Genomic DNA, 25,560 nt, shown 5'->3' with positions numbered 1-25,560 from the left:
TGCGTATTCTCATTAATGGGCTGGCCTGACGTCTCCAGCTCGATTGGCGATTATTTTACCAGAGCCAGACTATTTAGTTTGACTTCAGGCAGGCCTGACGAATCGTTACCAAAAAGCGTGATCGTGGCGGAATTTTTGCGCTTCCCGCATCGCTTATACGGCGTAAGCTCTGTGTTAAACTGCAGATCATTACGTGGAAGCAGGAATGTAGAATGGCAACAATGCTGGATGTCTCACTGCGCGCGGGCGTGTCGAAGGCCACGGTATCGCGCGTGCTGAACGGCACGGGTCAGGTTAAAGAGAGTACGCGTCAGCAGGTGTTTGCTGCGATGGAAGAGCTGGGCTATCGGCCGAACTTTCTCGCACGCTCGCTGGCTAACCAGACCAGCAACAGCATTGGTCTGGTCGTCTCGACCTTCGACGGCTTTTACTTTGGCCGCCTTCTCCAGCAGGCGTCGCGGCAGACTGAAACCCACGGGAAACAGCTGATCGTCACCGACGGTCACGACGCGCCGGAACAGGAAGAACAGGCGGTGCAGATGCTGGCCGATCGCCAGTGCGATGCCATCGTGCTTTATACGCGCTATATGAGCGAAAAAGCGATCATCAAACTGATGAACACCGTAAAAACACCGCTGGTGGTCATTAACCGTGAAGTGAGCCAGGCGCCGGATCGCTGCGTGTTCTTCGAACAGCAGGATGCCGCATTTAAGGCTGTGGATTATCTGATCGAACAGGGGCATCGGGAGATCGCCTGTATCACCGTCCCTATCCATACCCCAACCGGGAAAGCGAGGCTGATGGGCTATCGCAAGGCGCTGGAAAAGCACGGCATCCGTCTGGACGAGCGTCGGATTAAGTACGGCGATGCGGGAATGACCGGGGGATATGAGCTTTGCAAGGAATTGATTGCCGACGGTGTATCGTTTAGCGCCCTGTTTGCCTGTAACGACGACATGGCGCTGGGCGCGTCCAAAGCGTTGCACCAGGCGGGGCTTAAAATACCGCAGGATATTTCACTGTTCGGCTTTGACGATGCCCCTAGCGCGAAATGGCTGGAGCCTGCGCTCTCATCGGTTTATCTGCCCATCGACAATATGATTGTCACCGCCATCGTTCAGGCGATCCGGCTGGCAAGAAACCAGCCGGTCGATGCCATCCCGCCGTTTACCGGCACGCTGGTATTACGCGATTCGGTCACCACCGGGCCCTACTTTACTCAGATGAGTTCTAAAGCCAGCAGTTCCTGAATGGTCTGGCGACGGCGGATCAGCCGCGCCTTGCCGTTATCAAACAGCACTTCCGGCAGCAGCGGGCGGCTATTGTAGTTAGAGGACATAGACGCCCCGTACGCGCCGGTGTCGTGCAGCACAAGGTAATCACCCGGCTTGACCTCTGGCAGCGCGCGGGTTTCTACTTTACCGCCCTCCTGCTGGGTAAACACGTCACCCGATTCGCACAGCGGCCCCGCAACGACCGTCTCAACGCGCGGCGCCTGCGTTAAATCGCGGCCGTCAGCAGCCAGGGCGGTAATGTGGTGATAGCTGCCGTACATGGACGGACGCATCAGGTCGTTAAAGCCCGCGTCAATCAGTACGAAGTGGCGAGACCCCATCTCCTTCACGCTGCGCACCTGCGAAACCAGCACACCGGCTTCCGCCACCAGGAAACGGCCCGGCTCAATTTCCAGTTTTACCGCGTGGCCAAGATGCGCGGCGATTTGATCGCGCGCGGCGCTCCACAGACCGTAATAGTGATCGGTATCGATCGCCTCTTCCCCTTCGCGATAAGGAATGGAGAGACCGCCGCCCGCAGAGATCGCCTCCAGATCCTGACCGAAGTCGACAACCTGACGCACCATCGCGCCGCACACCTGCCCCAGGTGGCCGTAATCCACCCCTGAGCCAATGTGCATATGAATGCCCACCAGCTTCAGGCTGTAGCGCTGTAACACCTCCAGCGCGGCAGGCATATCGGCATACCAGATCCCGTGCTTGCTGTTTTCGCCGCCGGTATTGGTTTTTTGGCTGTGGCCATGACCAAAGCCCGGGTTCACGCGCAGCCAGACGCGATGGCCGGGAGAAACCTGACCCAGCTGTTCCAGCATATCCACAGAACCGGCATTCACCGGGATCTGCAGCTCGTGAACGCGCTCAAGCGTCGCATCGTCGATCACATCGGCGGTAAAGACGATCGCGTCGCTGTCGGCTTTCGGATCGTATCCGGCCGCCAGCGCGCGCTCGATTTCGCCGAGTGACACGGAGTCCACCTTCACGCCCTGCTCGCGCATCAGGCGCAGAATATGAATATTGGAGCAGGCCTTCTGGGCAAAACGCACCACGTCGAACTGATGCAGGGCGGCGATCTTCTCGCGGACGATCTGCGCGTCGTAGACCCACACCGGGCAGCCAAACTCGGCAGGCAGGCGCAGCAGGTTGTCGGCGTTCAAATCTGTATCAGTCTGGTTCAGCGGGCGTGGCATGGTCTTCTCCGGATAAATGCGTTTTGATGATTACGCCACAGCGCAAAGAGAATAAAAAATATCGTTTTATCGCGAGTCTATGCAAAAATGATATGGATAGTTCTCTGCTTTCAGGTGCCCTATGCCCGCCGTCAATTTACGCCATATCGAGATTTTCCACGCCGTGATGACCACCGGCAATCTCACCGAAGCCGCACAGATGTTGCATACCTCGCAACCGACGGTAAGCCGCGAGCTGGCCCGCTTCGAGAAAGTGCTGGGGCTGAAGCTGTTCGAACGCACCCGGGGCAGGCTTCACCCGACGGTACAGGGGTTACGTCTGTTTGAGGAAGTCCAGCGCTCATGGTACGGGCTGGACAGAATAGTGAGTGCCGCGGAAAGCCTGCGCGAGTTTCGCCAGGGCGAGCTGTCGATTGTCTGCCTGCCCGTCTTCTCCCAATCCTTTTTGCCGATGTTGCTCCAGCCCTTTCTGGCCCGCTATCCGGAGGTCAGCCTCACCATCGTGCCGCAGGAGTCTCCCCTGCTTGAAGAGTGGCTTTCGGCTCAGCGTCATGATTTAGGGATAACCGAGACCCTCTCCTCCCCAGCGGGCACGACGCGCACGGAATTGCTCTTATTAGATGAAGTGTGCGTTCTGCCCGCCGGACATCGGCTTGCCGGTAAGGCGGTGCTCACGCCGGAAGATTTCCATGGGGAAAACTACATTAGCCTGTCGCAGACCGACAGTTATCGACAGCTGCTGGATACCCTGTTTGCCGAGCATCAGGTAAAACGGCGAATGGTGGTAGAAACGCACAGCGCGGCCTCGATTTGTGCGATGGTGCGCGCAGGCGTCGGCGTCGCGGTGGTGAATCCGCTTACGGCGCTGGACTATGCGGAAAGTGGAATTGTTGTGCGTCGGTTTAGCGTCTCGGTTCCTTTTACCGTGAGCCTAATCCGCCCATTGCATCGCCCGGCGTCGGCGCTGGTGGAGGCGTTCAGTGAGCATCTGCAAGGAGGGCTAAGTATGTTGACCGACCGGCTGAATAAGATGTTGAATCAGACGCCCCACTAAACAGCGGGCGCCTGAACACTCAGTTAAAACGTTTCGCAATAGCCGCTACACGCTCGCCGAATTTCACCGCGGTTTGCAGATCGCCGCTGGCAATGGCGCCAGCATCAGCATCTGAAGGAGACTGCACCAGTAAACCAACAGAACCGCCCAGATTATTAATGTCCTGACGGGTAGCGGCAAGCGTATTTGACGGCGGTAGCCCCAGACTCACCCAAATCCCACCGTGTTGAGAGGCCAGCGTTTGCAGGTATTGTAACGACACCTGCTTATCACCGTTCAGGCTGGCGCTGTTGCTGAAGCCCGCGAACACTTTGTCCTGCCAGCTACGCACGAACCAGGCTTTAGAGGTCGCATCAGCGAATTTCTTAAACTGCCACGGTACGCTTCCCATGTAGGTTGGCGCGCCAAAAATAATCGCTTTAGCATCGTTGAGTTTTTGCCAGTCGCTTTCCTGAATATCGCCATTGCTGTCAATGGCGATCAGCTCAGCCTGCGCGCCCTCGGCGACTGTTTCTGCAACGCGTTTAGTATGACCGTAGCCAGAATAATAGATAACTACAACGCTCATGATTTATCTCCTGATGCAATATTGCCTTGTGAGTCAAACGATTAAGACGATTTTAAAATTGCTCTGCGAGCCCGTTGCCATTTTCGGTTCCCTGGTATCAAATAGAAACCTTACGTCGTTTTATACACGCAAATATTCACGGGCGTAAGAAGGCACTTTTATCTCACCTGGTTACCTCGAGGGAACCACCATGACCCCTACAGCAGTATTGAAAAAGGAGATGCCTCCTTACAACGTGTTCGATGAGCGCTGCCCGACACGCGGCGTGCTGACGCGTATCGCCGATAAGTGGGCACTGTTAATCCTTGCGCGCCTTGAGAATGGACCGATGCGCTTTAATCATCTTCAACGCGATATTCAGCGAATCACCAAAAAGGTGCTGACCCAGTCTTTACGCAAGCTGGAACGAGATGGGCTGGTATCGCGAAAGATATTCGCCACGGTACCTGTCACAGTCGAGTACAGCCTGACACCGCTTGGCCAGACGTTAACTGAAACGGTGACGGTGCTGGCGCACTGGGTGGAAAATAATATTGATGCTATTGTGGCGGCGCAATCCGCTTATGACGCCGCCAACACGTAAACCAGAACCGGATGCTCAGGACAGCATAAACGCCACGGCATCCGCAGCATGGATAGCGGTGGTATCAAATACCGGAAGAGGGCTTCGCTCAACGGGTACCAGCAAACCGATCTCCGTGCAGCCAAAGATCACCCCTTCGGCCCCCTGCTGCGCAAGTTTTTCGATGACGCTGACGTAGAAGGCGCGAGAGCTTTCGCTGAAGGTGCCAAGGCAGAGCTCGTCAAAGATAATCTGATTGATGCGCGCCCGGTCTTCTTCTTCCGGGATCAGACTTTCGATCCCAAACTCGCTGCGCAAGCGCCCGCGGTAGAAATCCTGCTCCATGGTGTAGCGTGTGCCCAGCAGCGCTACGCGGCGCATCCCGGATGCCGCAATTGCGCGCCCGGTCGCGTCAGCGATATGCAGGAACGGCAGCGAGCAGCGGTTCTCAATATGCGACGCCACCTTGTGCATGGTATTGGTACACAGCACTATCCCCTCGGCGCCGCCCCGCTCAAGCCCGAGCGCCGCCTGGGCCAGGATCTCCCCGGCTTTATCCCACTCGCCGCTCGACTGGCAGGCTTCGATTTCATGGAAATCCACGCTGTGCAGGAGCAGGCTTGCGGAGTGCAGACCACCCAGACGCTGCTTCACCCCTTCGTTAATCAGGCGATAATAAGGGATTGTCGATTCCCAGCTCATTCCACCTAACAGGCCGATCGTTTTCATCATCCCTCCTTTTCGTTGATTTCTTCTTTTAACATAACCGATGCCAATAAAAAAAGGCGCTCTGTTCAGCGCCTTGTTAAACCAATATCGGTTATCGCCTGCATACGCTGGAATACGTAGACAGGCAATACGATCACACGCCGATGTTTCGCAGCTTCTCCCCGGCCATCAGCTTGCGCTCGATGTGTTCCAGCGTCACGCCTTTAGTCTCCGGGATCAGCCAGAACGTGATGCCAATAAACGCCACGTTCAGCACCGTATAGAGCCAGAACGTTCCCGCTGCACCAATCGCGTCCAGCAGCGTCAGGAACGTCGCGCCGATGATCATGTTCGACACCCAGTTGGTGGTCGTGGAGCAGGTGATGCCAAAGTCACGGCATTTAAGCGGCTGGATTTCGGAGCACAGGATCCACACTACGGGCGCGGCGCTCATCGCGTAGCCTGCGATACACATCATGGTCATCCCGACAGAAAGCCAGGAAAGTCCACTGGAGGCCGTGCCGTTATCAAACTGCATCAGGCAGTAACCGAGGATCAGCGTGCCGAGCGCCATCACGCTGAAGCCAATTTTCAGCGCCGGTTTGCGGCCCGCCTTGTCCACGGTGAATACGGCAATAAAGGTGGCGAACATGAAGGTCAGCCCGACCACCAGGGTGGCGATCATCTGCTGTTCCGTGGTGGTGAACCCGGCCATTTTGAATATGCGCGGCGCGTAGTACATGATGATGTTCATGCCGGTGAACTGCTGCATCGCCTGCAGCAGCATGCCGAGGAAGACCGCCCGGCGCACGTTGCGGTTGATTTTAAACAGCGCCCAGCCCCCCTGCTTGAGCTTCAGGCTTTCGCGGATCTCGTTCAGTTCTTCGCGGGCTTTTTCGGAGGTATCGCGCAGCATGCGCAGCACCTCTTCTGCCTCCACGTGGCGCCCTTTTTGCGCCAGCCAACGCGGGCTGTTCGGCAGGAAGATCACTAAGACAATCAGCACCACCGCTGGCAGCGCCAGCACACCGAGCATTGCGCGCCAGTTGCCGCTGTAGCTGAAGTACGTATCAGACAGGAACGCCAGCACAATACCCAGCGTGACCATCAGCTGATACATGCTGATCATCTTCCCGCGCACGTTCTCACTCGCCATTTCGGAGAGATAAAGCGGTGCCGTATAGGAGGCAATCCCCACCGCCACGCCCAGCAGCACGCGGGAAAGCAGCAGAACCTCAACGTTTGCGGCAAACGCGGAGCCAATGGAGCCGGCGACAAACAGAATCGCCCCGGCCATCAGGCTGTATTTGCGTCCCAGGCGAAACGAGAGCCAGCCGTTAAACAGCGCGCCGATGGCCGCGCCGAGCATCATGCTGCTCACCACCCACTCCTGCAGGCGGCTGCTCAGGGTAAAGTGATCGGTAATAAACGGTAATGCACCGGCAATGACGCCAATATCCAGTCCAAATAACAGGCCCGCCACGGCAGCGGCAATGGAGACAAACTGATTCATGCGCCGGGTATCGCGCAGCGCAGCGGGCATAAGGGTAGAGTCATTTATAGATGTCATATTTTTCCTGCCTCAACAGCAAAATTCGTTAAATGAAATTACGAGATAGTGAAGAAAAGTGTCAGGCGGGAATTCGTGAAGATATGGATTATTTCGCTATGGCATCACGATCTGTGATGGACATTACAATTTCAACTAATGCTGAAATCGCACCGTTTTTTATTAATTACCTAATATTTAAGCAATAAAACTGTGATACGCATCATTTATGAATTTTCAGTATGGATTTTTCATCTTATGTCATATGGATAATGGCAATTTTTAGCCAAAAAAAAACCTCCACCCGAGGGCAGAGGTTCGTCATGCAGGTGGAATTAACGTGCCAGCCAGCCGCCATCAACCGCCACGGTGTAGCCGTTGATATAGTCCGATGCCGACGAGGCCAGAAAGACCACCGGCCCCATCAGATCGCGCGGAAGCCCCCAGCGCCCCGCCGGAATGCGGTCGAGGATTTCCGCGCTGCGCTGCTCGTCTGCACGCAGCTGCTGGGTGTTGTTGGTCGCCATGTAACCCGGCGCAATGGCATTCACATTAATATTATGCTTCGCCCACTCGTTTGCCAGCAGGCGGGTCACGCCCATCACGGCGCTTTTAGACGCGGTGTAAGACGGCACGCGGATACCGCCCTGGAACGAGAGCATGGAGGCAATATTCACGATCTTGCCGCCGTTCCCCTGGGCGATAAAGTGCTTTGCCGCCGCCTGGGACATGAAAAATACGCTCTTGATGTTCAAATCCATCACGTCATCCCAGTCACGTTCGCTGAAGTTGATCGCATCTTCACGGCGAATCAGCCCGGCGTTGTTGACCAGAATGTCGATATGGCCGAATTCCGCCACCGCGCGATCCAGCAGTTCAGGAATGGCATCGATTTTACGCAGGTCGGCGGTCAGGCTCAGGAAACGGCGACCCAGCGCCGTCACGCGTTCGATGGTTTCCGTCGGTTCAACGATATTAATCCCGACGATATCGCAGCCCGCTTCCGCCAGGCCTAACGCCATCCCCTGACCCAGCCCGGTGTCACATCCGGAAACCACCGCCACTTTCCCCTGCAGAGAGAATGCATCCAGAATCATGTTTATTCCTTACTCTTTCAGAGCCTGTCACTCACAGGCAGGTTTATGCTTCACTGCCCGCGACTAGCGCAGATCGCTGACCGCAACATGGTCCATATCATCAAAGACCTGGTTTTCGCCCACCATTCCCCAGATAAAGGTGTAGGCTTTTGTCCCAACGCCGGAGTGAATAGACCAGCTCGGCGAAATAACCGCCTGCTCGTTGTGCATCACGATATGGCGCGTTTCCTGCGGCTGTCCCATCATGTGGAACACACAGGCGTCCTCATCCATGTTGAAGTAGAAGTAGACTTCCATGCGGCGCTCGTGGGTATGGCACGGCATGGTGTTCCACAGGTTCCCTGGCGCAAGCTCGGTCAACCCCATGCTGAGCTGACAGGTCTCCAGCACGTCCGGCACGAAGTATTTATTGATGGTGCGGCGGTTGCTGGTGAGGTTGTCGCCCAGCGTCACGGGCGCGACGTCTGCCGTGGTCACTTTTTTGGTTGGACAGGTGGTGTGAGCCGGCGCGCAGTTGTAGTAAAACTTCGCAGGCTTGCTGGCGTCGATGCTGGCAAAGACCACGTCTTTCGCCCCTTTACCTACGTACAGTGCCTCGCGATGGCCAATCTCATAGCACTGTCCGTCTACGGTGATGGTGCCCGGTCCGCCAATGTTAATCACCCCCAGCTCGCGACGCTCGAGGAAATAATTCACGCCCAGCTGTTTACCGACCTCGCCGCCCACGGAGACGGTTTTCGTGACGGGCATAATGCCACCCACAATAATGCGGTCGATATGGCTGTAAACCATGGTGTACCTGTCGGCCTCGAATATCTGCTCGACTAAAAATGCCTTGCGCAGCCCCTGAGTATCCAGCGTTTTGGCGTGCGCGCTGTGGATGCTTTCTCTGACGTCCACGGTAACCTCCAGATGTGGTCATGCCCGAAGGCGGGAAGTAAAACGAAACAGCGTTCCGTTTTTCATAATAAACACATACTATCGGCATAAAGTGAGCTTTTCAATTACATTTAAAACAACGTTTCATTTTTTATTTTTGTTTATAACGGAAATGATGTTCGGATCACAATTAAACCGACGGGAGAAAAAGGGCACAAAAAAACCTCCCGGAGGAGGTCTTTTCAATGAGGAAAAGGTTAGCGTTCGATGGCCAGCGCCACCCCTTGCCCGCCGCCGATACAGAGCGTGGCAATCCCCTTGCGGACATTGCGCTTTTTCATTTCGTGGACCAGCGAAACCAGGATGCGGCAGCCGGACGCCCCGATCGGGTGCCCCAGCGCGATCGCCCCACCGTTCACGTTAACCCGCAGCGGATCCCACTCCAGCATTTTTCCGACGGAGATCGCCTGTGCGGCATAGGCTTCGTTCACTTCGATCAGATCCACATCAGAAAGCTGCCACCCCGCACGCTCCAGACAGCGACGGGTGGCGTAGACCGGCGCGATCCCCATTAGCGCAGGATCAACCCCCACGCTGGCGAATGCCTTAATGCGGGCCAGCACTGGAAGATCGAGTTCGAGGGCTTTGCTTTCGCTCATCATCATGACGGCGGCAGCGCCGTCGTTGATGGAAGAGGCGTTTCCCGCCGTCACCGAGCCCTGCATTTCAAAAGCAGGATTCAGCCTGGCCAGCCCTTCAGCGCTGGCGTCGGTGCGCGGCTGTTCATCGGTATCCACAACCATCACCTCGCCGTTCTGACGCAGCGCGCTGACCGGGACAATTTCGTCGCGAAAACGACCGGAATCAATCGCCGCACGCGCTTTTTGCTGCGAGCTCAGCGCATAGGCATCCTGCACCTCACGGCTGATACCGTACTCGCGCGCCAGATTTTCCGCCGTCACGCCCATATGATAGTCATTGAAGGCATCCCACAGGCCGTCATGCACCAGGCTGTCGAGCAGCTGACTGTTGCCCAGCTGTGCGCCGGTGCGGCTGTCGGTCAACACGTGCGGCGCGCGGCTCATATTCTCCTGCCCGCCCGCAATGATCACGTCCGCCTCACCACACTGAATGGCCTGCGTCGCGAGATGCAGCGCTTTTAATCCTGAACCACAGACGTCGTTAATGGTGATAGCGGAGACGGTATTGGGCAGCCCGCCCTTCAGCGCCGCCTGACGCGCAGGGTTTTGCCCGGCACCGGCCGTGAGGACCTGTCCCAGAATCACCTCGTCAACTTCATGTGCTGCGATCCCGCTACGTTCCACCAGCGCTTTCACCACCACGCTCCCCAGGTCAACCGCCGAGTGACGCGCAAGCGCTCCCTGAAAACAGCCGATAGCTGTACGCAACGCACCCACTATTACGACATCTTTCATCACGACCTCTGTGTTAAATGACATGACGATAGTAGAGGATTGTTACTGGCAATTATCTTAATTGTTTAAAAATAGTGAGTTTAATCACAAGGATCAGCGTGCATCCTGCAGATACTGCCGCAGCCAGCTTCCGGCAACGCCGGGAGGGGATCGTTTATTCCACAGCAGATCGATGCCGATCGCCCGCGGCCAGCCGGGAACATTGAGCTGTACCAGGGATTTCGCGGCGGCAAACTCATCCACCAGCGCGCACGGCAAGACGCACCAGCCAAATCCCTGTACCGCCATACTCAAGAGTAACAGGTAATTCGGGGCTGACCAGACGGGCCCGCGCGCGATCTCCGCCTCGCGCTCAAGATAGGTGCTCAGCCGCAGCTCTCGCCAGCCGTGCAGCTCGTCACGCTGAACGTCATGTTGTCCGGCGAGCGGATGCGTAGTCGCGACATAGATCGCCATGCGGGTCTGCATCGGCAGCCGGATAGCGCCGATATCCGTAGGATAACCGTCTCGCGCCTCGGTGAGGCCAATCTGCGCGCGCTCCTTTTGCAGCAGATCGATCACGTCCTCCTCCTCGCCAATCAGACATTCGAATTCCGTATGGGGAAAGCGCGCGTCAAACTGTTTCATCATCTCTTCCAGCACGTCCGGGTTGAGGGTATCGGAAAGGACAAACGTCAGACGTGCCTCCGTTTGCGCCGATAGCGACACCGCCAGCTCATCCAGCCGCGTGCTGGCGGCGAGAATAGCCTGCACATAGCCCAGCACCTGTTCTCCCTGGGCCGTTAACACCGGCTGGCGTGCCGAGCGGTCAAACAGCTCGAAGCCCAGATCAGCTTCAAGATGGGCAATGGACGTGCTGACCGTCGACTGGCTTTTACGCAGCCGGCGTGCGGCCGCAGAGAAAGAGCCTGCCGCAACGGTCTCGACAAACGCGGTAAGGGCTTCGGGTGAATAGCGCATAACCTATCTACTTTAGCGATGGATACTATCTTTAATATATCAGCTTTAGCGATGAAAATAGGCCGCATCAACGCCCATACCGGCGAATTAACGAGGTCTATCGCTATGCAACATCAGGATGCACTCCAACGTAAACTGCCGGAGCGGATCTTTCATGCAGTCTGTTTTGAAGGAATTGCGACGGCGATCCTCGCCCCTACGGCGGCGTGGCTCATGCAGCGTTCCGTGGTGGAAATGGGTGGGTTGACCATTATTCTGGCGACCACCGCCATGCTGTGGAACATTATTTATAACTTCGGCTTCGACCGTTTCTGGCCCGTTCAGCGCGTCAAACGTACGGCAAAAGTGCGTGCATTGCATGCGCTGGGTTTCGAATGCGGGTTTATTGTGATTGGCGTGTCGATTGTCGCCGCCGTACTGGGCGTCACCCTGCTGCAGGCATTCACACTGGAAATAGGTTTCTTCCTGTTCTTCCTGCCGTACACCATGTTCTATAACTGGGCGTACGATTGCCTTCGCGAGAAATTTCTTAAGCGCCGCCAGCAACGACGCGCCCTGGCAGGCTGAACGCCTTCTGGCCGGACGTCCGTTCCGGCCAAACGCCTTCGAAGCAACTGCGCTCTCCGTGCATAACTATGGTAAATTGCACTCCATTCCGATGGTTTGATAGTTGATACGTTGCTCTAATGTCGAAAATTTGGTCAAAAGATGAGACTCTCTGGAGTTTCGCTCTCTACGGCACGGCCGTGGGCGCAGGAACGCTCTTCCTGCCCATTCAGCTGGGCTCCGCAGGCGCAATCGTCCTGTTTATTACTGCCCTCGTGGCCTACCCCTTAACCTACTGGCCGCACAAAGCGCTGGCGCAATTTATCCTCTCGTCGAAAACGAAAGGCAACGAAGGGATCACCGGCGCCGTTTCGCACTATTACGGCCGGAAGATCGGCAACCTGATCACCACGCTCTATTTCATCGCCTTCTTTGTGGTGGTGCAGATTTATGCGGTGGCCATCACCAACTCGTTAACCGAGCAGCTGGGAAAACACCTGACGGTGGATACCGCTGTTCGCGTGCTGGTCAGCCTTGGCGTGGTGCTGGTCCTGAATCTGATCTTCCTGATGGGACGGCATATCACGATAAAAGTGATGGGCTTCCTGGTGTTTCCGCTGATTGCCTATTTCCTGTTTGTCTCGCTCTATCTGATCGGCAGCTGGCAGCCCTCGCTGCTGACCAGCCAGATGGCCGTCGATCGCCACACGCTGCACCAGGTCTGGATTTCGATTCCGGTGATGGTGTTTGCGTTCAGCCATACGCCGATTATCTCCACGTTTGCCGTTGATCGTCGCGAGAAATTTGGCGACGGCGCCATGGATAAATGCAAGAAAATCATGAAGGTGGCGTACCTGATTATCTGCCTGAGCGTGCTGTTCTTTGTCTTCAGCTGCCTGCTCTCTATTCCGCCGTCGTACATTGTGGCCGCCAAAGAGGAAGGGGTGACGATCCTGTCCGCGCTGTCGATGATGCCCTCTTCACCGGCGTGGCTGGGAATTTCCGGGATTGTCGTGGCGATAATTGCGATGTCGAAATCGTTCCTCGGCACCTATTTTGGGGTGATTGAAGGGGCGACGGAGATCGTGAAGTCGTCGCTGAATCAGGTGGGCGTGAAAAAGAGCCGCGCCTTTAACCGCGCGATTTCCATTATGGGAGTGTCGTTAATCACCTTTGCCGTCTGCTGCATTAACCCGAACGCCATTTCGATGATTTACGCCATCAGCGGCCCGCTTATCGCCATGATCCTGTTTATCATGCCGACGCTGTCGACGTATCTGATCCCCTCCCTGAAACCGTACCGTTCCATTGGCAACCTGCTGACGCTGATCGTCGGGGTGCTGTGCGTGTCGGTAATGTTCGTCGGCTAACCCCTCTTTGATGCCCGGCGCTCTGCCGGGCATGTCATTCAGTCTCGTCCCGTAACGTCCAGCGGAAAAGGTCTGTCCTGCACCACCGTTTTCATGACAAGCGTTGAGCGAAGATGTTGCACGCCAGGCATGGCGGAAAGCTTCTCGTCATAGAGCTTCTGGAAAGCGGAGAGGTCGCGGGTCACAACGTGCATCAGATAATCGGGATCGCCAAACAGACGCTGCGCCAGCACGATCTGCGGGATTTCCTCCACCGCCTCTTCAAACGCGCTAACCGCCTTTCGGTCCCCTTCTTTCAGCGTCGCAAAGACGATTGCCAGGAAGTTAAACCCCATTTTGGCGGGATCCAGGCTGGCACGGTATCCCGTTATGGCCCCGCTTTGCTCCAGCGCCCGCACGCGACGATGGCAGGGCGAGAGGCTCAGATTGACCCGCTCAGCCAGCTCGGTAAGCGACAGGCGTCCATCAGACTGGAGCGCCGCAAGAATTTTTCGATCGATGCTGTCCATTTGGAAGATTTTCTCAATTTCACCGTGTTATGAGCATAACATTGAAAGCCTATTTCGCAGGGTTAACGATATTCTTTTTCGCAACGTTTAACGCACTGCGGGAGTTTTCAGAACGATGGAAATGAGTATTGTGGCCGGCTTTTGGGTGGTTTCGTTTCTGCTCATCATGACGCCAGGCGCCGACTGGGCCTACGCCATAAGCGCCGGGATTAACGGACGACGCGTGGTACCGGCGGTGCTGGGGCTGATGTCAGGGCATCTGTTAGCCACGCTCATTGTCGTGGCTGGCGTGGGGGTCGTGATTGCTCAACATCCGCTGGCGTTAACCGGGCTGACCCTCGCGGGGGCCGCGTATCTCCTGTGGCTCGGCATCGGACTATTGCGGCACCCTGCCGCCCCGGAAAAGGCGAGCTACCACGCGGGAAACTGGCGACAGTGGGCGGTGAAAGGGCTCTGTATTAGCGGCCTAAACCCGAAAGTGTTTTTGCTGTTTCTGGCCCTGCTCCCGCAGTTTACAGACCCGACCGGGAGCTGGTCGTTAGCAATGCAAATGTCCACGCTTGGGATGATGCACCTTATCACCTGTACGCTGGTCTATCTGCTGGTGGGGTATGGTTCGAAAGCGGTGCTGGCGACCCGGCCACAGGCGGCGCGTCGGGTGAGCATGGCATCAGGAGGGATAATGGTGCTGATCGCGATGGTATTGCTGCTTGAGCAGGTAAGATAAAAAAACACCGGCCATCGCCGGTGTTTTTTACGCCCGAATATCGTCATATTCCCGCGTTTTATCAAACTCATGTTTCGCGAACGGGCACAGCGGAATAATTTTGCGGTTCTCACCGCGCATCTTCTCCACCACTCTCGCCACCAGCTGTTTACCGACGCCCTGCCCTTTCAGGCTCTCATCCACATCGGTGTGCTCGATAATGCTCAGGTGCTCGCCGGTCGGCACGAAGACAATCTCCGCGACCTGGTTGCCGTTCGCATCATTCACGTAAAACTTGTTATGGCCTTCCAGAATATCCATGGTTCCTCGCTTATTTTTGGCGATACTTCAGCGCACCGCTCGGGCAGGTATCAATCACGCTTACAACCGTTTCAACGTCCACTTCATCGGGAATAATCCACGGTTTACGTTTCAGATTAAACAGCTTTGCGCTGCCACGCACGCAGTTACCGGAGTGTTTGCAGATCCCGGTGTTGAAGTAAACGTCAATTTTCTCGCCGGTATAGGCCCGGTAACCCGCATCCAGTAGCTCTTTATCCATGACATTGCCTCTGTAATTATTATCGTGCTGAATGAAGAATAGCCTGACGGGATCCTGATGGCTATAACGCCGAAAACGAAAAGCCAGGTCACAACTCTTTTCTTGCCAGATTGCGTCCGCTATTTGCCCATGTCAGGCTCGGCAAATGTCACTTTTACATAACATCCGCAGGTTGAATGAAACGCAGACTCTCTTTTCAGGTAAAGCTATTTTTAGCGCTGGTGTGCTTCTCCTGCCTGCTGTTAGTTCTGCTGGGAACGATCCTGTTTCATTTTATTGACCGGCAGCTCCATCACGATCTCGGCCAGCGTGCCCGGGTTCAGGCCAGCCAGATCGCGCTGATGCCGGGTCTGGCGGCAAAGGTGGCGGCCAGAGATATCCCCGGCATCGCCCGGTTAATCCAGCCGCTGCGCGCCGAAAGCGATGCCAGCTACATTGTGATTGGCGATACCGAGGAACAGCACCTCTATCATTCGGAATCCCCGGAGCGGATTAACTTACCGATGATCGGCGGAGATAATGCGGAGGTATTAAAGGGCAAAACCATTATTTCCGTGCGCCAGGGCGGGATTGGGGTTTCACTGCGCAGCAAAGCGCCGATCTTTAACGCGCAGCACCAGGTGATAGGTATTGTCTCGGTCGGCTATCTGACCTCCTATATTGCCAATATTAATGCCCGCATTCTCTGGCAGTCCGGGCTGTACGGCGCGGCTCTTCTGCTGCTGCTGTTTATGTTCTCCTGGCTGTTTACCCGCAATCTCAAAAAACAGATGTTCCGACTGGAGCCGAAAGATATCGCTCAGCTGGTTTTGCAGCAGCGCGCGCTATTAGAAGCCATGTATGAGGGGGTATTTGCCGTCAATGAAGAGAAGCAGCTGATTTTAATTAACCGCGCCGCACGAGAAATGCTGGATATTCGGCAAAGTGAGAAAGCGCTTATCGGCAAACCGCTGGAAGACGTTCTGCAGACGTCGCCGGGCTTTTTATCCCAGCGCTACGCCTCGGTGAGCGCTGGCCGCCACGACCAGATTGCCGTGCTGAACCAGCGCGAGGTGATCGTCAACCGGGTGGCGATTGAGGTCGAACCCGGCGTTGAAAGCGGCTGGGTCTACAGCTTTCGCGACAAAAATGACATCAACACCCTCAGCAGCCAGCTCAGTCAGATCAAGCGCTATGCCGATAACCTGCGCATTATGCGCCACGAGCAGCTGAACTGGACCGCCACGCTGGTGGGCTTGCTGCAGATGAAACACTATGACGAAGCGATTCGTTACATCCAGGTGCAGTCCGAAGGCGCGCAGCGGGTGCTGGACTTTGTCTCCGCCCGTTTTTCCTCTCCCGCGCTGTGTGGTCTGCTGCTTGGAAAATACGTCAGCGCGCGCGAAAAAGGCATCGAATTGCTGTTTGATCCCGCCTGCCAACTCACCCGCATGCCTGCCACGCTCAACGAAACGGAGCTGATGTCCATTATTGGTAACCTGCTGGATAACGCGGTGGACGCGACCCTTAAGGCACCGGTCCCCGCGCCGGTGGAACTCTACATTTCTGACCGTAACCAGGAGCTACTGATCGAGGTGGCCGACCGGGGCTGTGGGGTGGAGGATGCGATGAAGCCGCATATTTTCCGCCAGGGATTCAGCAGCAAACCGGAACGTGAAAACGACATTGTAGGCACCGAGCACGGTATTGGCCTGTATCTGGTGGCAGGATATATCGATAAGGCTGGCGGCAGTATTGAGATTGCCGACAACACGCCACAAGGGACTATTTTTTCTGTATTTATTCCGAATGGGCTAAAGCATGACCCGAGCACTTGATGTTGTGATTGTTGAAGATGAGCCGCACCTGGCGGAGCTGCATCGCGAGTATATCGAGCAGAACTTTCATTTACGCGTGGTGGGTATCGCCGCGTCGATTGAGCAGGCATGCAGCCTGATTCGTCAGCATCAGCCGCGGCTTATCCTGCTGGACAACTATCTTCCGGACGGTAAAGGCGTGGAGCTCATCGATAACCCGCTGCTGAAAAGCTATGAGTGTTCGGTGATCTTCATCACCGCCGCCAGTGATATGCAGACCTGCAGCCACGCCATGCGCAGCGGCGCGTTTGATTACCTCATCAAGCCCGTCTTTTTCCAGCGCCTGCACGCTTCGCTGGAGCGGTTTATGCGCTTCATCCACACCGTGAAGCAGGTGAAGGTGGTCGACCAGCATGCGCTGGATCGCCTGTTTCATCTGCCTGCCGCGGAAACCTCCGTTACGCCGTCCACGAAGGGCATTGAGCCCCAGACGCTGGAGCGGATTAAACGCCTGTTCGCCGAGCATCCCGACAGTGCGATGTCGGTTGAGGAGGTGGTGGAAAACGTGGGGATCAGCAAAACCACGGGGCGCCGCTATCTTGAATACTGCGTGGAGAGCGGGTTAATCAGCGTTGAAATGCTGTACGGCAATATTGGTCATCCTCGCCGGTTATACCGCAAAGTTCCCGATAAACCGTAATCCGCAACCGTTCGTTGGCTAACGGTCGCGGATTTTATGGTGTTAATTGCTGAAACGACGGCGACAATCACACTTCGGAATCATTGCCCTCGCCTCCCTATTGTCGGAGGCTCGCTTTACGCTATGTTGACAATTAGTTCCTCAAATGTAACTAAAAGGTTAACTATAATGTCGAACACGTTCCGAATTTCTCTGCTTACCGCTACCGTACTGTTCTCTGCTTCTGCACTGTCTTCCCTGCCGCAGGGTTATCCTGCTGAGTATCAAAAAGTGGTTGATGCCGCCACGAAAGAGGGCAAGGTTGTCATCTATTCCACCACCGACATCAAAGCTGCCGGCCCGCTGATCCAGGGCTTCGAAAAAACCTACCCGGGCATTAAAGTCGAATACAACGACATGAACAGCACCGAGCTGTACAACCGTTTCATCAGCGAACAGGCTTCCGGCGGCGTGAGCGGCGACGTGGTCTGGAGCTCCTCGATGGACACCGGCCTGAAGCTCGCCACCGACTACGCCATGGAGTACAAATCTCCGGAGCAAAGCCAGCTGCCGAAATGGGCGGTCTGGAAAGATAAGGCCTACGGCACCACCTATGAGCCGGTGGTCTTTATCTACAACAAGCGTCTGATCCCGGCTGGTGACGTGCCGGATTCTCACGCCGCGCTGGCGAAGCTGATTGCCAGCCAGACGGACAAATTCAAGAACAAAGTCACCACCTACGATATCGAAAAATCGGGTCTGGGCTTTATGCTCTCGGTGCAGGATCACAACGCCGATCCGAACTACTTTAAGACCCTGGCCGACGTCGCCAAAGGGGGCCTGTCGGTGCAGTCGTCTACCGGCACCATGATGGAGCGCGTCTCCTCCGGTGAAAACCTGATCGGCTTCAACATCCTCGGTTCCTATGCGGAAGCGCGTGCGAAGAACGATGCGTCACTCGGCATTGCCTATCCGAAAGATTACACCCTGGTGCTGTCGCGCGTGTCGTTCATCAGCCAGCAATCGCAAAACAGCAATGCCGCGAAGCTGTGGCTGGACTATGTGCTGTCTGAACAAGGGCAAAACATTCTGGCCAATCAGGCGGACATCCCCTCCATTCGTAACGATATCGAAGGCAAGAACGATATCGACGGCCTGACCAAAATCCTCGGCAACGCGCTGAAGCCGATCCCGGTTGATGAAACGCTGCTGGAATACCTGCAGCCGAAAAAACGCCTCGAGTACATCAAAGAGTGGCGTACCGCCGCCGGTAAATAAGCGTCTGAGCGCGGCGCTGGCCGCCGCGCTCCCTTATCGACTGAGTTCGTTTTTCTGGGCTGCAATACCAGGGATACCCCATGAATACATTACGCAGAAAGTGGCAAAGCCTGCCGCGAGGCATCGTCGTGCTGATAACCGCCCTGGTTATCTACACGCCGCTGTCGTTTATCGTGATCCAGAGCTTCCTGTCCGCGCCGTTCTTTTCGCCGTCAAAAGAGTGGAGCTTTGAATCATTTGATTTTATTTTCACCGACCCCGATTTTTATAAGGCCCTGAAAAGCGGCTTTATTCTCGCTTTCGGGCTGGTCTTTATCTCTATCCCGCTGGGCGGCGTGCTGGCGTTTCTGATGGTGCGTACCGACCTGCCCGGTCGCCGGTTGATTGAGCCGCTGATCCTGGTCCCGATTTTCGTTTCACCGATGGTGCTGGGCTTCGGCTACGTGGTGGCCGCCGGTCCGGTGGGTTTTCTCTCCCAGTGGGCTGAGGCGCTGATTGGCTTTGTGCCGTGGAACATCTACGACATGTCGAGCATTGTGGTCATAGCCGGCCTGACGCACGTCCCGCACGCCTATCTGTATATCTCGTCAGCGCTGCGCAGCGTGGGCTCGGACGTGGAAGAAGCCGCGCGCACCGCGGGCGCGTCGCCCTGGCAGGTGATGACCTCCGTCAGCCTGCCGATGGTGCGCCCGTCCATTCTGTACGCCACCGTGCTGCTGTTCTTCCTGGGGCTGGAGGTGTTCGGCCTGATGCTGGTCCTCGGCGACCCGGAAGGCAACATGGTGCTGGCGACCTATCTTTATAAGCTGACGAACAAGATGGGTACCCCATCCTATAACCTGATGGCGGCGGTTGCCGTGGTGCTGATCTGCATCACCATCCCGCTGGTGATGCTCCAGCGTCGCCTGATGCGCACCGCCAACCGCTTCGTCACCATGAAGGGCAAGGCCTCGCAGGCCCGCGCGCTACCGCTGGGTAAATGGCGCTGGGTGGCTGGCGGGGTGATTGCCTTCTGGCTCACCGTCACCATCGGCGTTCCGCTGCTCGGCGTGGTGCTGCGCGCGTTTATCTCCAACTGGGGCGTGGGCGTTTCGCTGTGGGACGAGCTTTCTCTGAACACCTTCCGCACCATCTGGGCGCAGCCCAACCTGCTGCGCGCCATCGTCAACTCCATGGCGATTGGCGTCATTGGCGGCGCGCTGGCCGTGGTGTGCTACCTGTTTGTCGGCATTGCCATGCACCGTAAGCCGGATAACACCACGCGTTTCCTGGACTACAGCGTGCTGGTGCCTCGCGCCGTGCCTGGCCTGCTGGCGGGTCTGGCCTTCCTGTGGGTGTTCCTGTTCCTGCCGATGTGGCTGGATAACTCGCTGAAATCAGGCTGGCTTTCCGGGTTTGCCTGGACCGACTGGATGCGTGAAAACGTCATCGTCTGGCTGCGTTCGCTGCGCAGCACCATTTTCAGCGTCTGGCTGGCCTATACCGTGGTGTGGATGGCTTACGGGCTGAGGCTTATCTCTTCCACGCTGCTGCAGGTAGGGCCGGAGCTTGAAGAAGCCGCGCGCAGCACCGGGGCGACGCGCGGGCAGATCACCCGCCACGTCACTATTCCGCTCTCCCGCTACGGTCTTATCGGTTCGTGGCTGCTGATGTTCCTGATCTTTGAACGCGAATACTCAACGGGTGTGTACCTGCTTTCACCCGGCACGGAGACCATCGGCTCGATGCTGGTTTCCCTCTGGGCCGCGGGTGCCATCGATATCGTGGCGGCGCTCTCTTTCATTAACATCCTGCTTGTCGTGGTAGGTCTGGGCATTGCCCTTCGTTTCGGAGTGAAAATACATGATTGAATTAGCGGTTGACGATCTGCACTTAACCTACGGCGACAATCCTGTTTTAAAAGGTGTCTCCATGAACCTGAAGCGCGGCGAAGTGGTCTCCCTGTTAGGCCCCTCCGGCAGCGGCAAAACCACCCTGCTCCGCGCCGTCGCGGGTCTGGAAAAACCGACCCAGGGCTCGATTGTGATTGGCAACAATAAAGTATACGACGGCACGCCGCGCAGTGAGGTCCCGGCGGAAGAGCGTAACCTGGGGCTGGTATTCCAGTCCTATGCCCTGTGGCCGCACAAAACCGTGTTTGAGAACGTGGCCTATCCGCTCAAGCTGCGCAAAGTGCCCGCCAAGGAGATCCAGCAGCGCGTGCAGGACGTGCTGGACCAGCTTGGTCTGGGCCATCTTGGCAAACGTCACCCGCACCAGCTCTCCGGTGGGCAGCAGCAGCGCGTGGCGATTGGCCGTGCGCTGGTGTACAACCCGCCGGTGATTTTGCTGGACGAGCCGCTTTCCAACCTTGACGCCAAGCTGCGCGAAGAGGCCCGCGTGTTCCTGCGCGAGCTGATTATCAAGCTCGGGCTGTCCGCGTTGATGGTGACGCACGACCAGAACGAAGCGATGTCCATTTCCGACCGTATCCTGCTGCTCAACAACGGCAAAATTGAGCAACAGGGCACGCCGCAGGAGATGTACGGCTCGCCGAAAACGCTGTTTACCGCCGAGTTTATGGGCAGCAACAATCGCCTGCACGGCAAGGTCACCGAAGTGCGCGACGGCAAAGCGCGTATCGAAGGCAAAGGCTGGGTGCTGTGGGGCCAGGCCGGTGAAGGCGTGCAGAGTGGCGCTGACGCCACGGCGGTGATCCGCGTCGAGCGCGTCGCGGTGGTTGAGGGGCCAGGGGAAAATCAGCTTGAGCTGCCGCTGCTCACCAGCATGTACCTCGGCGACCGCTGGGAATACCTGTTCCGCACGGTGGGGGATGATTTTGTCATTCGTGCGTATGGGCATGAGGTGCGGGATCCGCAGCACTGCCATCTTTCGCTGCCGGAGAAGCATGTCTGGGTGTTCCCGAAAGGGTGATGAGTCAATAATTAATCTGCCATGGCCCGGTAGCGATTCGCTTACCGGGTCTACAAAATAAAGAAATGCGCTGATGCCAGGATTGGTGGCGCTAGTTATTATTGTTAATGCATTCCGACTTAAATATTTACCTGACTCTTCTTTCCATCCCTACGCATAACGGGTTAAGGCTCCATATCAAAATGTTATTACAGAGCATATAAAGAAAATTTATGCATCATATCCAGCATTTTTGAAAACTGATTGAACATGCTCCGTCAGTCCAACAAGATCTTCATAGGCGATTGGGCCAAAATCAGGATAATGGTTTTCAATATACTCGTTAACATCTTCCATACCTTCACTGACTCTGAGATTCTTAACAAATGTAGGCAAAATACGATGATTAACACCAGTACCATACTCTTTCGGATGATGGGTCATACACCACTCAACTTTACCTTTATATGATTGAATCGCATCTTCCAGTAAGGCGATAACTTCTGGAACCTCTTTTTCAAAACGAAAACTGGTATAAGGAGGATACTTAGAGCGATCAATTTTTTCAAAATGGTCATTTATCCATTCATCTTCAATACGGCTCTGATAATGTAACCACTCCAGTTTTCCAAGAGAACCAATGAAGTCCAACAAGATTGTTTCTTTCTTACCTATCGGAAACATTATTTTAACCCCTGTAATTTATCAGAGATCGTAACACTTCCCTGATTTATAGATTTGATATGTTTTTCCCAATCTCCTTTAGGAATTGGTTTTAAGGACACTCTTGGATCGTAAACATACTGACCATCGGTATAAACCTGATGAAATGCTTGTTCATGTACAATTTTTCCATTTTCATACACATTTAAGTTGTACGGAGTCGTCGGCCTTGCTTCAATAATTTTCCCGTGCCCGCCAGCTGCATCGAGAAGTTTAGGTGCGATATCTGAGCAATCCGTACAATCTGTATTGCCTATCCAGGCAATAAACTTAGGTTCGTTCATTTTTTCAATAACACTCTGATTGGCTGGATAACCGGGATTTTCAGGGCGAACATTTTCAAGACCGGGGATCTTCTCGTTCTGATAGAAAAGATCATCCAGTGAAGGAGAATCCGGAACCGGCGTAGTTGTCGTCCAGCCATTATTGTTTGACGCTCCATCACCGTTGGTATTACCAGTATGATTTATCCCTCCGGTTGCTACACTATTCTTCCCTGTGTTGGAGGGCACATTTCCAGTTACAGTCTGGTCGCCACCAGTGTTTGATGGTCCCGGGTTGATGACCTGCGTACCACCAGTACTGGTGATCGTCTTACCTGTCAGGGACTCATAGGCCGCTTTCTGAGCATCATTTAACTGACTGAGCTGGGAAGGATCATTGAGCGAGGCCACATAGATCAGATGCAACTGCTCATCTTGTGACAATGTATCCATTGCTGATGTGGATGCACCAATGCCCAGTAAAGCACCCAGACCACTGGCAACCAGGCGATCACGGCAAGCAGAAATTTTCAGACATCCCTGTGCAGCCAGTTTACCGCCCTGTATAACGACACCCAGCGAGTTATTCTCAACCTCCACCTTCGCCGTTTCCGACGCCGTCGCCGCCATGGAGACACTGCCATCCGTCACAGCAGCGCCCGCCAGACCACCTGCAATACTCACGAGGCTACTGACCAGCCGTTTCTCCTCTGCTGTCAGGTCACTGGATTTTTTATCTCCATACAGCGCGCTGACCAGATGGTCAGTCATCGCCGAGGCCGTAATGGCTCCTATGGCACCAGCCTTCAGGCCATCAGCACTGCTCCCCCCACTCAGCTGCGTCAGCGCCGCCGCCACAATACCGTGCAGCGCGGCACGGGCTGTCGCGTCTTTCTGCTCCTTGACCAGGGTCGCCAGCAGAGGGGCCGCCCCCGCTGCCGCGCCGGCCCTCAGGTTACCGCCAAGCGCACCTGCCAGTAATCCCGCCGCTGCGCTGCCCTTCGTCCAGAAGGCACTCCCCGGACCATACTCCGTATTCTGGTATCCGGGCTGTGTCTTCAGGAATGCTTCCTGCTCCTGCGGCGTATCGCCCTGCAGTTTTCCTTCTGACGCCAGCTTCGCGCCCAGCGCCGCATTGGATTCCCGCGCTTTCTGCTCCGCATACTTGCCGTAAGCATCCAGCACAGAGGTGGCCAGCGCCGCGCCTTCGCTCTGGACCGCCAGGTTATCCCTGACCTTTTGCACATCACCGTTCACGTCCACGCCGTGGTGGGCGCCAGCCGTATCACGGCTCAGGTCAGCAATATCCTGTTTTTGTCCCGCCGGGTTGCGAATGACAATGCTACCGCCACTCACCGCTGATGAGGTCGTCCCGGTATGGCTCTCTTCTGACTGGCCTGTACCGATGGCCGGTGCCAGGTTGCGGTTTTCACCGTTTCCGCTGCCGCCCGCACTGCCGGAAAGCGCCACCGTGTAGCCGTTGCCGCTGGTCTGGCTCTCGTTGTGGAGATTACTGAAACCCAGCGTACCGGTATCGAGGCTATTTTTATCTGCAGACGCCGTGGATGCAATCACCGCGCCGTCAAGCTGGGTATGATTTCCGGTGGTGACGGCAAAGCCGCCCTTGCCTGCGAATATCCCGCTCTGTTCAGCGACGCTCTTACCATTCTGGGTGATATTCTCACCCGATGCACTGACGCTACCGGAAGAGGCACCATAACACAGTGGCGGTATGCACAGACTGAGGGACGCGCCTGACGAAGACTGCTTGCTGTTATAACTGGCTGTATCCTGCACGCTGCTGATGGTAAGATCGCGCCCGGTGTTGACCACCACACGGTTACCTTCCAGCTCCGCACCTTTCAGGGTGGTGTCGCGTCCGCTGTTCACCGTAAGCTGTTCATCAGCATGGACAACGCTGTTCGTATTGCGCTGCGACTGACTGTTTTCCTTACCCTTATGCTGTGACGCCCCCAGCTCCACCGAGATGCCGTTTTGCGCACCAATCAGGCTCATACCGACACCGACGCTGAACTGGCTGCCGCTGTTTTTACTCTCAGAGTGGGTTGTGTTCTGGGAGGAAGACAGCAGAATATCCCGCCCCGCATCCAGCGCCACGTGTTTACCCGCGATCTGTACCCCCATACCGGCAATGTCATTTCCGGCACGAACAGAGACATTCTCACCGGCATTAATGGTGGTGCCCTGCGTGTCGGTACTGTGGTAACGACTGTCCTGAGAGGACGTCCCCGCCGTTAAAGACACTTTAGCCTTGATGAGCGACGAGTCCGACATAGCGCCCTGCGCCGCGGTTGCCGCCGACTGGCCTGTTCTGATGGCGGTCAGCCGTGGATCATCGCCGTTTTCTGCGCTGCGGGCAGCCGTCTCTGCGGCTTTAGCAGCGTCAACAGCCCAGCCGCCAGCAGATGCCGTCACACCATACTGGGCGCTGCTGCTGTGGTTTTCACCGTCACGGGTATCCCGGCTCACCCCCATGAGGACATTTTCGCCACTGAGTGAGACCGATTTACCGGCACGGATATCCGTACCTGACAGGGAAAGATCGTTACCGGCCTGCGCGACAACGTTACCGTTTTTGCTGCTTAGCTGGCTGCGCAATCCGTTTTCGAGGCTGCTATCTTCCCGACTGCTGTTTTTTTCATGGCGGTAGCCTGCCGTGGCGCTGTAACCATCGCCGCCCAGCGTTCCCAGCAATTTGCTGCTGCCGCTGCTCTCACTGCGCGATGTATCGCGTCCGGCAGAAACGGAGATATCCCCATTTATGGCTGACAGCAGAAGATCGTCCGTGGCGGTCATCAGGCTGCCGTTGATATTCACGCTTCCGTCACGACTGTTAACGTAAATATCTGAGCCCTGAATAACCGACGCGTTTTGTGTGGTCCGGGTGCCGCTATTGTTGCTCTCCGCCTTGCTCATCCCG

At 55.9% G+C, this 25,560-nt stretch carries 23 protein-coding genes and 1 pseudogene; 11 read left to right on the top strand and 13 right to left on the bottom strand.

Annotated elements, in window-relative coordinates:
- Positions 1–212 precede the first annotated feature (212 nt).
- A complete protein-coding gene (locus tag ACMGGE_RS21075) occupies positions 213–1,250 on the top strand; it encodes a LacI family DNA-binding transcriptional regulator (protein ID WP_420294117.1) in 1,038 nt (345 codons plus the stop codon).
- Here the strand turns inward: ACMGGE_RS21075 and lysA are convergent.
- Positions 1,220–2,482, bottom strand: coding sequence for a diaminopimelate decarboxylase (lysA, locus tag ACMGGE_RS21070; protein WP_420294116.1), 1,263 nt, complete (start codon positions 2,480–2,482; stop codon positions 1,220–1,222). The genes ACMGGE_RS21075 and lysA overlap by 31 nt on opposite strands.
- Before the next feature lie 121 nt (positions 2,483–2,603).
- On the opposite strand from lysA, the gene ACMGGE_RS21065 reads away from it, so the two are divergent.
- Positions 2,604–3,536 carry a LysR family transcriptional regulator gene (locus ACMGGE_RS21065; RefSeq protein WP_420294115.1) on the top strand — a complete coding sequence of 311 codons (933 nt, stop codon included), beginning with the start codon at positions 2,604–2,606 and terminating at the stop codon, positions 3,534–3,536.
- A 19-nt stretch (positions 3,537–3,555) separates the two neighbouring features.
- Here the strand turns inward: ACMGGE_RS21065 and ACMGGE_RS21060 are convergent, their stop codons facing one another.
- On the bottom strand, positions 3,556–4,104 hold the full coding sequence (locus ACMGGE_RS21060) for a flavodoxin family protein (protein WP_045909897.1): 549 nt from the start codon (positions 4,102–4,104) through the stop codon (positions 3,556–3,558).
- Between the two features lie 190 nt (positions 4,105–4,294).
- Between ACMGGE_RS21060 and ACMGGE_RS21055 the strand changes: the two genes are divergently transcribed.
- Positions 4,295–4,687 carry a winged helix-turn-helix transcriptional regulator gene (locus tag ACMGGE_RS21055; protein ID WP_074180413.1) on the top strand — a complete coding sequence of 131 codons (393 nt, stop codon included), beginning with the start codon at positions 4,295–4,297 and terminating at the stop codon, positions 4,685–4,687.
- A gap of 15 nt (positions 4,688–4,702) precedes the next feature.
- On the opposite strand, the gene ACMGGE_RS21050 is transcribed toward ACMGGE_RS21055, so the two are convergent.
- From ACMGGE_RS21050 to ACMGGE_RS21025, 6 genes are all read right to left on the bottom strand, one after another.
- A complete protein-coding gene (locus ACMGGE_RS21050; RefSeq protein WP_420294198.1) occupies positions 4,703–5,395 on the bottom strand; it encodes an aspartate/glutamate racemase in 693 nt (230 codons plus the stop codon).
- Positions 5,396–5,528: 133 nt separating this feature from the next.
- Positions 5,529–6,944: a sugar porter family MFS transporter gene (locus ACMGGE_RS21045; RefSeq protein WP_045909900.1), complete on the bottom strand. Its 1,416-nt coding sequence runs from the start codon at positions 6,942–6,944 to the stop codon at positions 5,529–5,531.
- Between the two features lie 314 nt (positions 6,945–7,258).
- Positions 7,259–8,020, bottom strand: coding sequence for a 2-dehydro-3-deoxy-D-gluconate 5-dehydrogenase KduD (gene kduD / locus ACMGGE_RS21040; RefSeq protein WP_048224726.1), 762 nt, complete (start codon positions 8,018–8,020; stop codon positions 7,259–7,261).
- Between the two features lie 63 nt (positions 8,021–8,083).
- Positions 8,084–8,920: a 5-dehydro-4-deoxy-D-glucuronate isomerase gene (gene kduI, locus ACMGGE_RS21035; protein ID WP_045909902.1), complete on the bottom strand. Its 837-nt coding sequence runs from the start codon at positions 8,918–8,920 to the stop codon at positions 8,084–8,086.
- Between the two features lie 236 nt (positions 8,921–9,156).
- The gene (locus tag ACMGGE_RS21030) at positions 9,157–10,335 is read right to left on the bottom strand and encodes an acetyl-CoA C-acetyltransferase (protein ID WP_235404737.1); all 1,179 of its coding nucleotides are present in this window, start codon (positions 10,333–10,335) and stop codon (positions 9,157–9,159) included.
- A gap of 93 nt (positions 10,336–10,428) precedes the next feature.
- Entirely contained in the window at positions 10,429–11,295 is an 867-nt protein-coding gene (locus ACMGGE_RS21025; RefSeq protein ID WP_045909903.1) for a LysR family transcriptional regulator, read from the bottom strand.
- A gap of 105 nt (positions 11,296–11,400) precedes the next feature.
- On the opposite strand from ACMGGE_RS21025, the gene ACMGGE_RS21020 reads away from it, so the two are divergent.
- Together ACMGGE_RS21020 and ACMGGE_RS21015 are read left to right on the top strand one after the other, a co-directional pair.
- Positions 11,401–11,862, top strand: a complete 462-nt coding sequence (locus ACMGGE_RS21020; RefSeq protein ID WP_023333288.1) for a multidrug/biocide efflux PACE transporter — start codon at positions 11,401–11,403, stop codon at positions 11,860–11,862.
- A 119-nt stretch (positions 11,863–11,981) separates the two neighbouring features.
- Positions 11,982–13,211, top strand: coding sequence for an amino acid permease (locus ACMGGE_RS21015; RefSeq protein ID WP_045909904.1), 1,230 nt, complete (start codon positions 11,982–11,984; stop codon positions 13,209–13,211).
- A gap of 38 nt (positions 13,212–13,249) precedes the next feature.
- On the opposite strand, the gene ACMGGE_RS21010 is transcribed toward ACMGGE_RS21015, so the two are convergent.
- The gene (locus tag ACMGGE_RS21010) at positions 13,250–13,720 is read right to left on the bottom strand and encodes an Lrp/AsnC family transcriptional regulator (RefSeq protein WP_008499685.1); all 471 of its coding nucleotides are present in this window, start codon (positions 13,718–13,720) and stop codon (positions 13,250–13,252) included.
- 115 nt (positions 13,721–13,835) lie between these two features.
- On the opposite strand from ACMGGE_RS21010, the gene ACMGGE_RS21005 reads away from it, so the two are divergent.
- The gene (locus tag ACMGGE_RS21005) at positions 13,836–14,447 is read left to right on the top strand and encodes a LysE family translocator (RefSeq protein WP_008499686.1); all 612 of its coding nucleotides are present in this window, start codon (positions 13,836–13,838) and stop codon (positions 14,445–14,447) included.
- Between the two features lie 27 nt (positions 14,448–14,474).
- Here ACMGGE_RS21005 and ACMGGE_RS21000 read toward each other — a convergent pair whose 3' ends face one another.
- Together ACMGGE_RS21000 and yjdI are read right to left on the bottom strand one after the other, a co-directional pair.
- Positions 14,475–14,747 (bottom strand): GNAT family N-acetyltransferase, encoded by a 273-nt coding sequence (locus ACMGGE_RS21000; RefSeq protein ID WP_214538928.1) that lies wholly within the window; start codon positions 14,745–14,747, stop codon positions 14,475–14,477.
- Between the two features lie 10 nt (positions 14,748–14,757).
- Positions 14,758–14,988, bottom strand: a complete 231-nt coding sequence (gene yjdI, locus ACMGGE_RS20995) for a 4Fe-4S mono-cluster protein YjdI (RefSeq protein WP_253543231.1) — start codon at positions 14,986–14,988, stop codon at positions 14,758–14,760.
- A gap of 176 nt (positions 14,989–15,164) precedes the next feature.
- On the opposite strand from yjdI, the gene ACMGGE_RS20990 reads away from it, so the two are divergent.
- From ACMGGE_RS20990 to ACMGGE_RS20970, 5 genes are all read left to right on the top strand, one after another.
- Positions 15,165–16,805: an ATP-binding protein gene (locus ACMGGE_RS20990; protein WP_167213615.1), complete on the top strand. Its 1,641-nt coding sequence runs from the start codon at positions 15,165–15,167 to the stop codon at positions 16,803–16,805.
- Positions 16,789–17,484: a response regulator gene (locus ACMGGE_RS20985; RefSeq protein ID WP_420294114.1), complete on the top strand. Its 696-nt coding sequence runs from the start codon at positions 16,789–16,791 to the stop codon at positions 17,482–17,484. The genes ACMGGE_RS20990 and ACMGGE_RS20985 overlap by 17 nt, the downstream gene beginning before the upstream one ends.
- A gap of 168 nt (positions 17,485–17,652) precedes the next feature.
- Complete coding sequence (locus ACMGGE_RS20980) at positions 17,653–18,741, top strand: ABC transporter substrate-binding protein (protein WP_420294113.1); 1,089 nt, start codon at positions 17,653–17,655, stop codon at positions 18,739–18,741.
- Between the two features lie 80 nt (positions 18,742–18,821).
- Entirely contained in the window at positions 18,822–20,591 is a 1,770-nt protein-coding gene (locus ACMGGE_RS20975) for an ABC transporter permease (RefSeq protein WP_008499693.1), read from the top strand.
- A complete protein-coding gene (locus tag ACMGGE_RS20970; RefSeq protein ID WP_048029132.1) occupies positions 20,584–21,654 on the top strand; it encodes an ABC transporter ATP-binding protein in 1,071 nt (356 codons plus the stop codon). The genes ACMGGE_RS20975 and ACMGGE_RS20970 overlap by 8 nt, the downstream gene beginning before the upstream one ends.
- A 210-nt stretch (positions 21,655–21,864) precedes the next feature.
- Here ACMGGE_RS20970 and ACMGGE_RS20965 read toward each other — a convergent pair whose 3' ends face one another.
- Both ACMGGE_RS20965 and ACMGGE_RS20960 read right to left on the bottom strand, forming a co-directional pair.
- Positions 21,865–22,317, bottom strand: a complete 453-nt coding sequence (locus tag ACMGGE_RS20965; RefSeq protein WP_008499695.1) for a hypothetical protein — start codon at positions 22,315–22,317, stop codon at positions 21,865–21,867.
- Positions 22,317–25,547: pseudogene (locus tag ACMGGE_RS20960) on the bottom strand (hemagglutinin repeat-containing protein); the annotation flags it as partial. The pseudogene ACMGGE_RS20960 and the gene ACMGGE_RS20965, both read right to left, overlap by 1 nt.
- Positions 25,548–25,560: the final 13 nt, after the last annotated feature.

The organism is Enterobacter sp. BNK-22, assembly GCF_048684805.1.
Taxonomy (GTDB): domain Bacteria; phylum Pseudomonadota; class Gammaproteobacteria; order Enterobacterales; family Enterobacteriaceae; genus Enterobacter; species Enterobacter quasiroggenkampii.
Note: the sequence above shows the minus strand (reverse complement) of the source record. Positions and strands in the feature narration are given on the sequence as shown.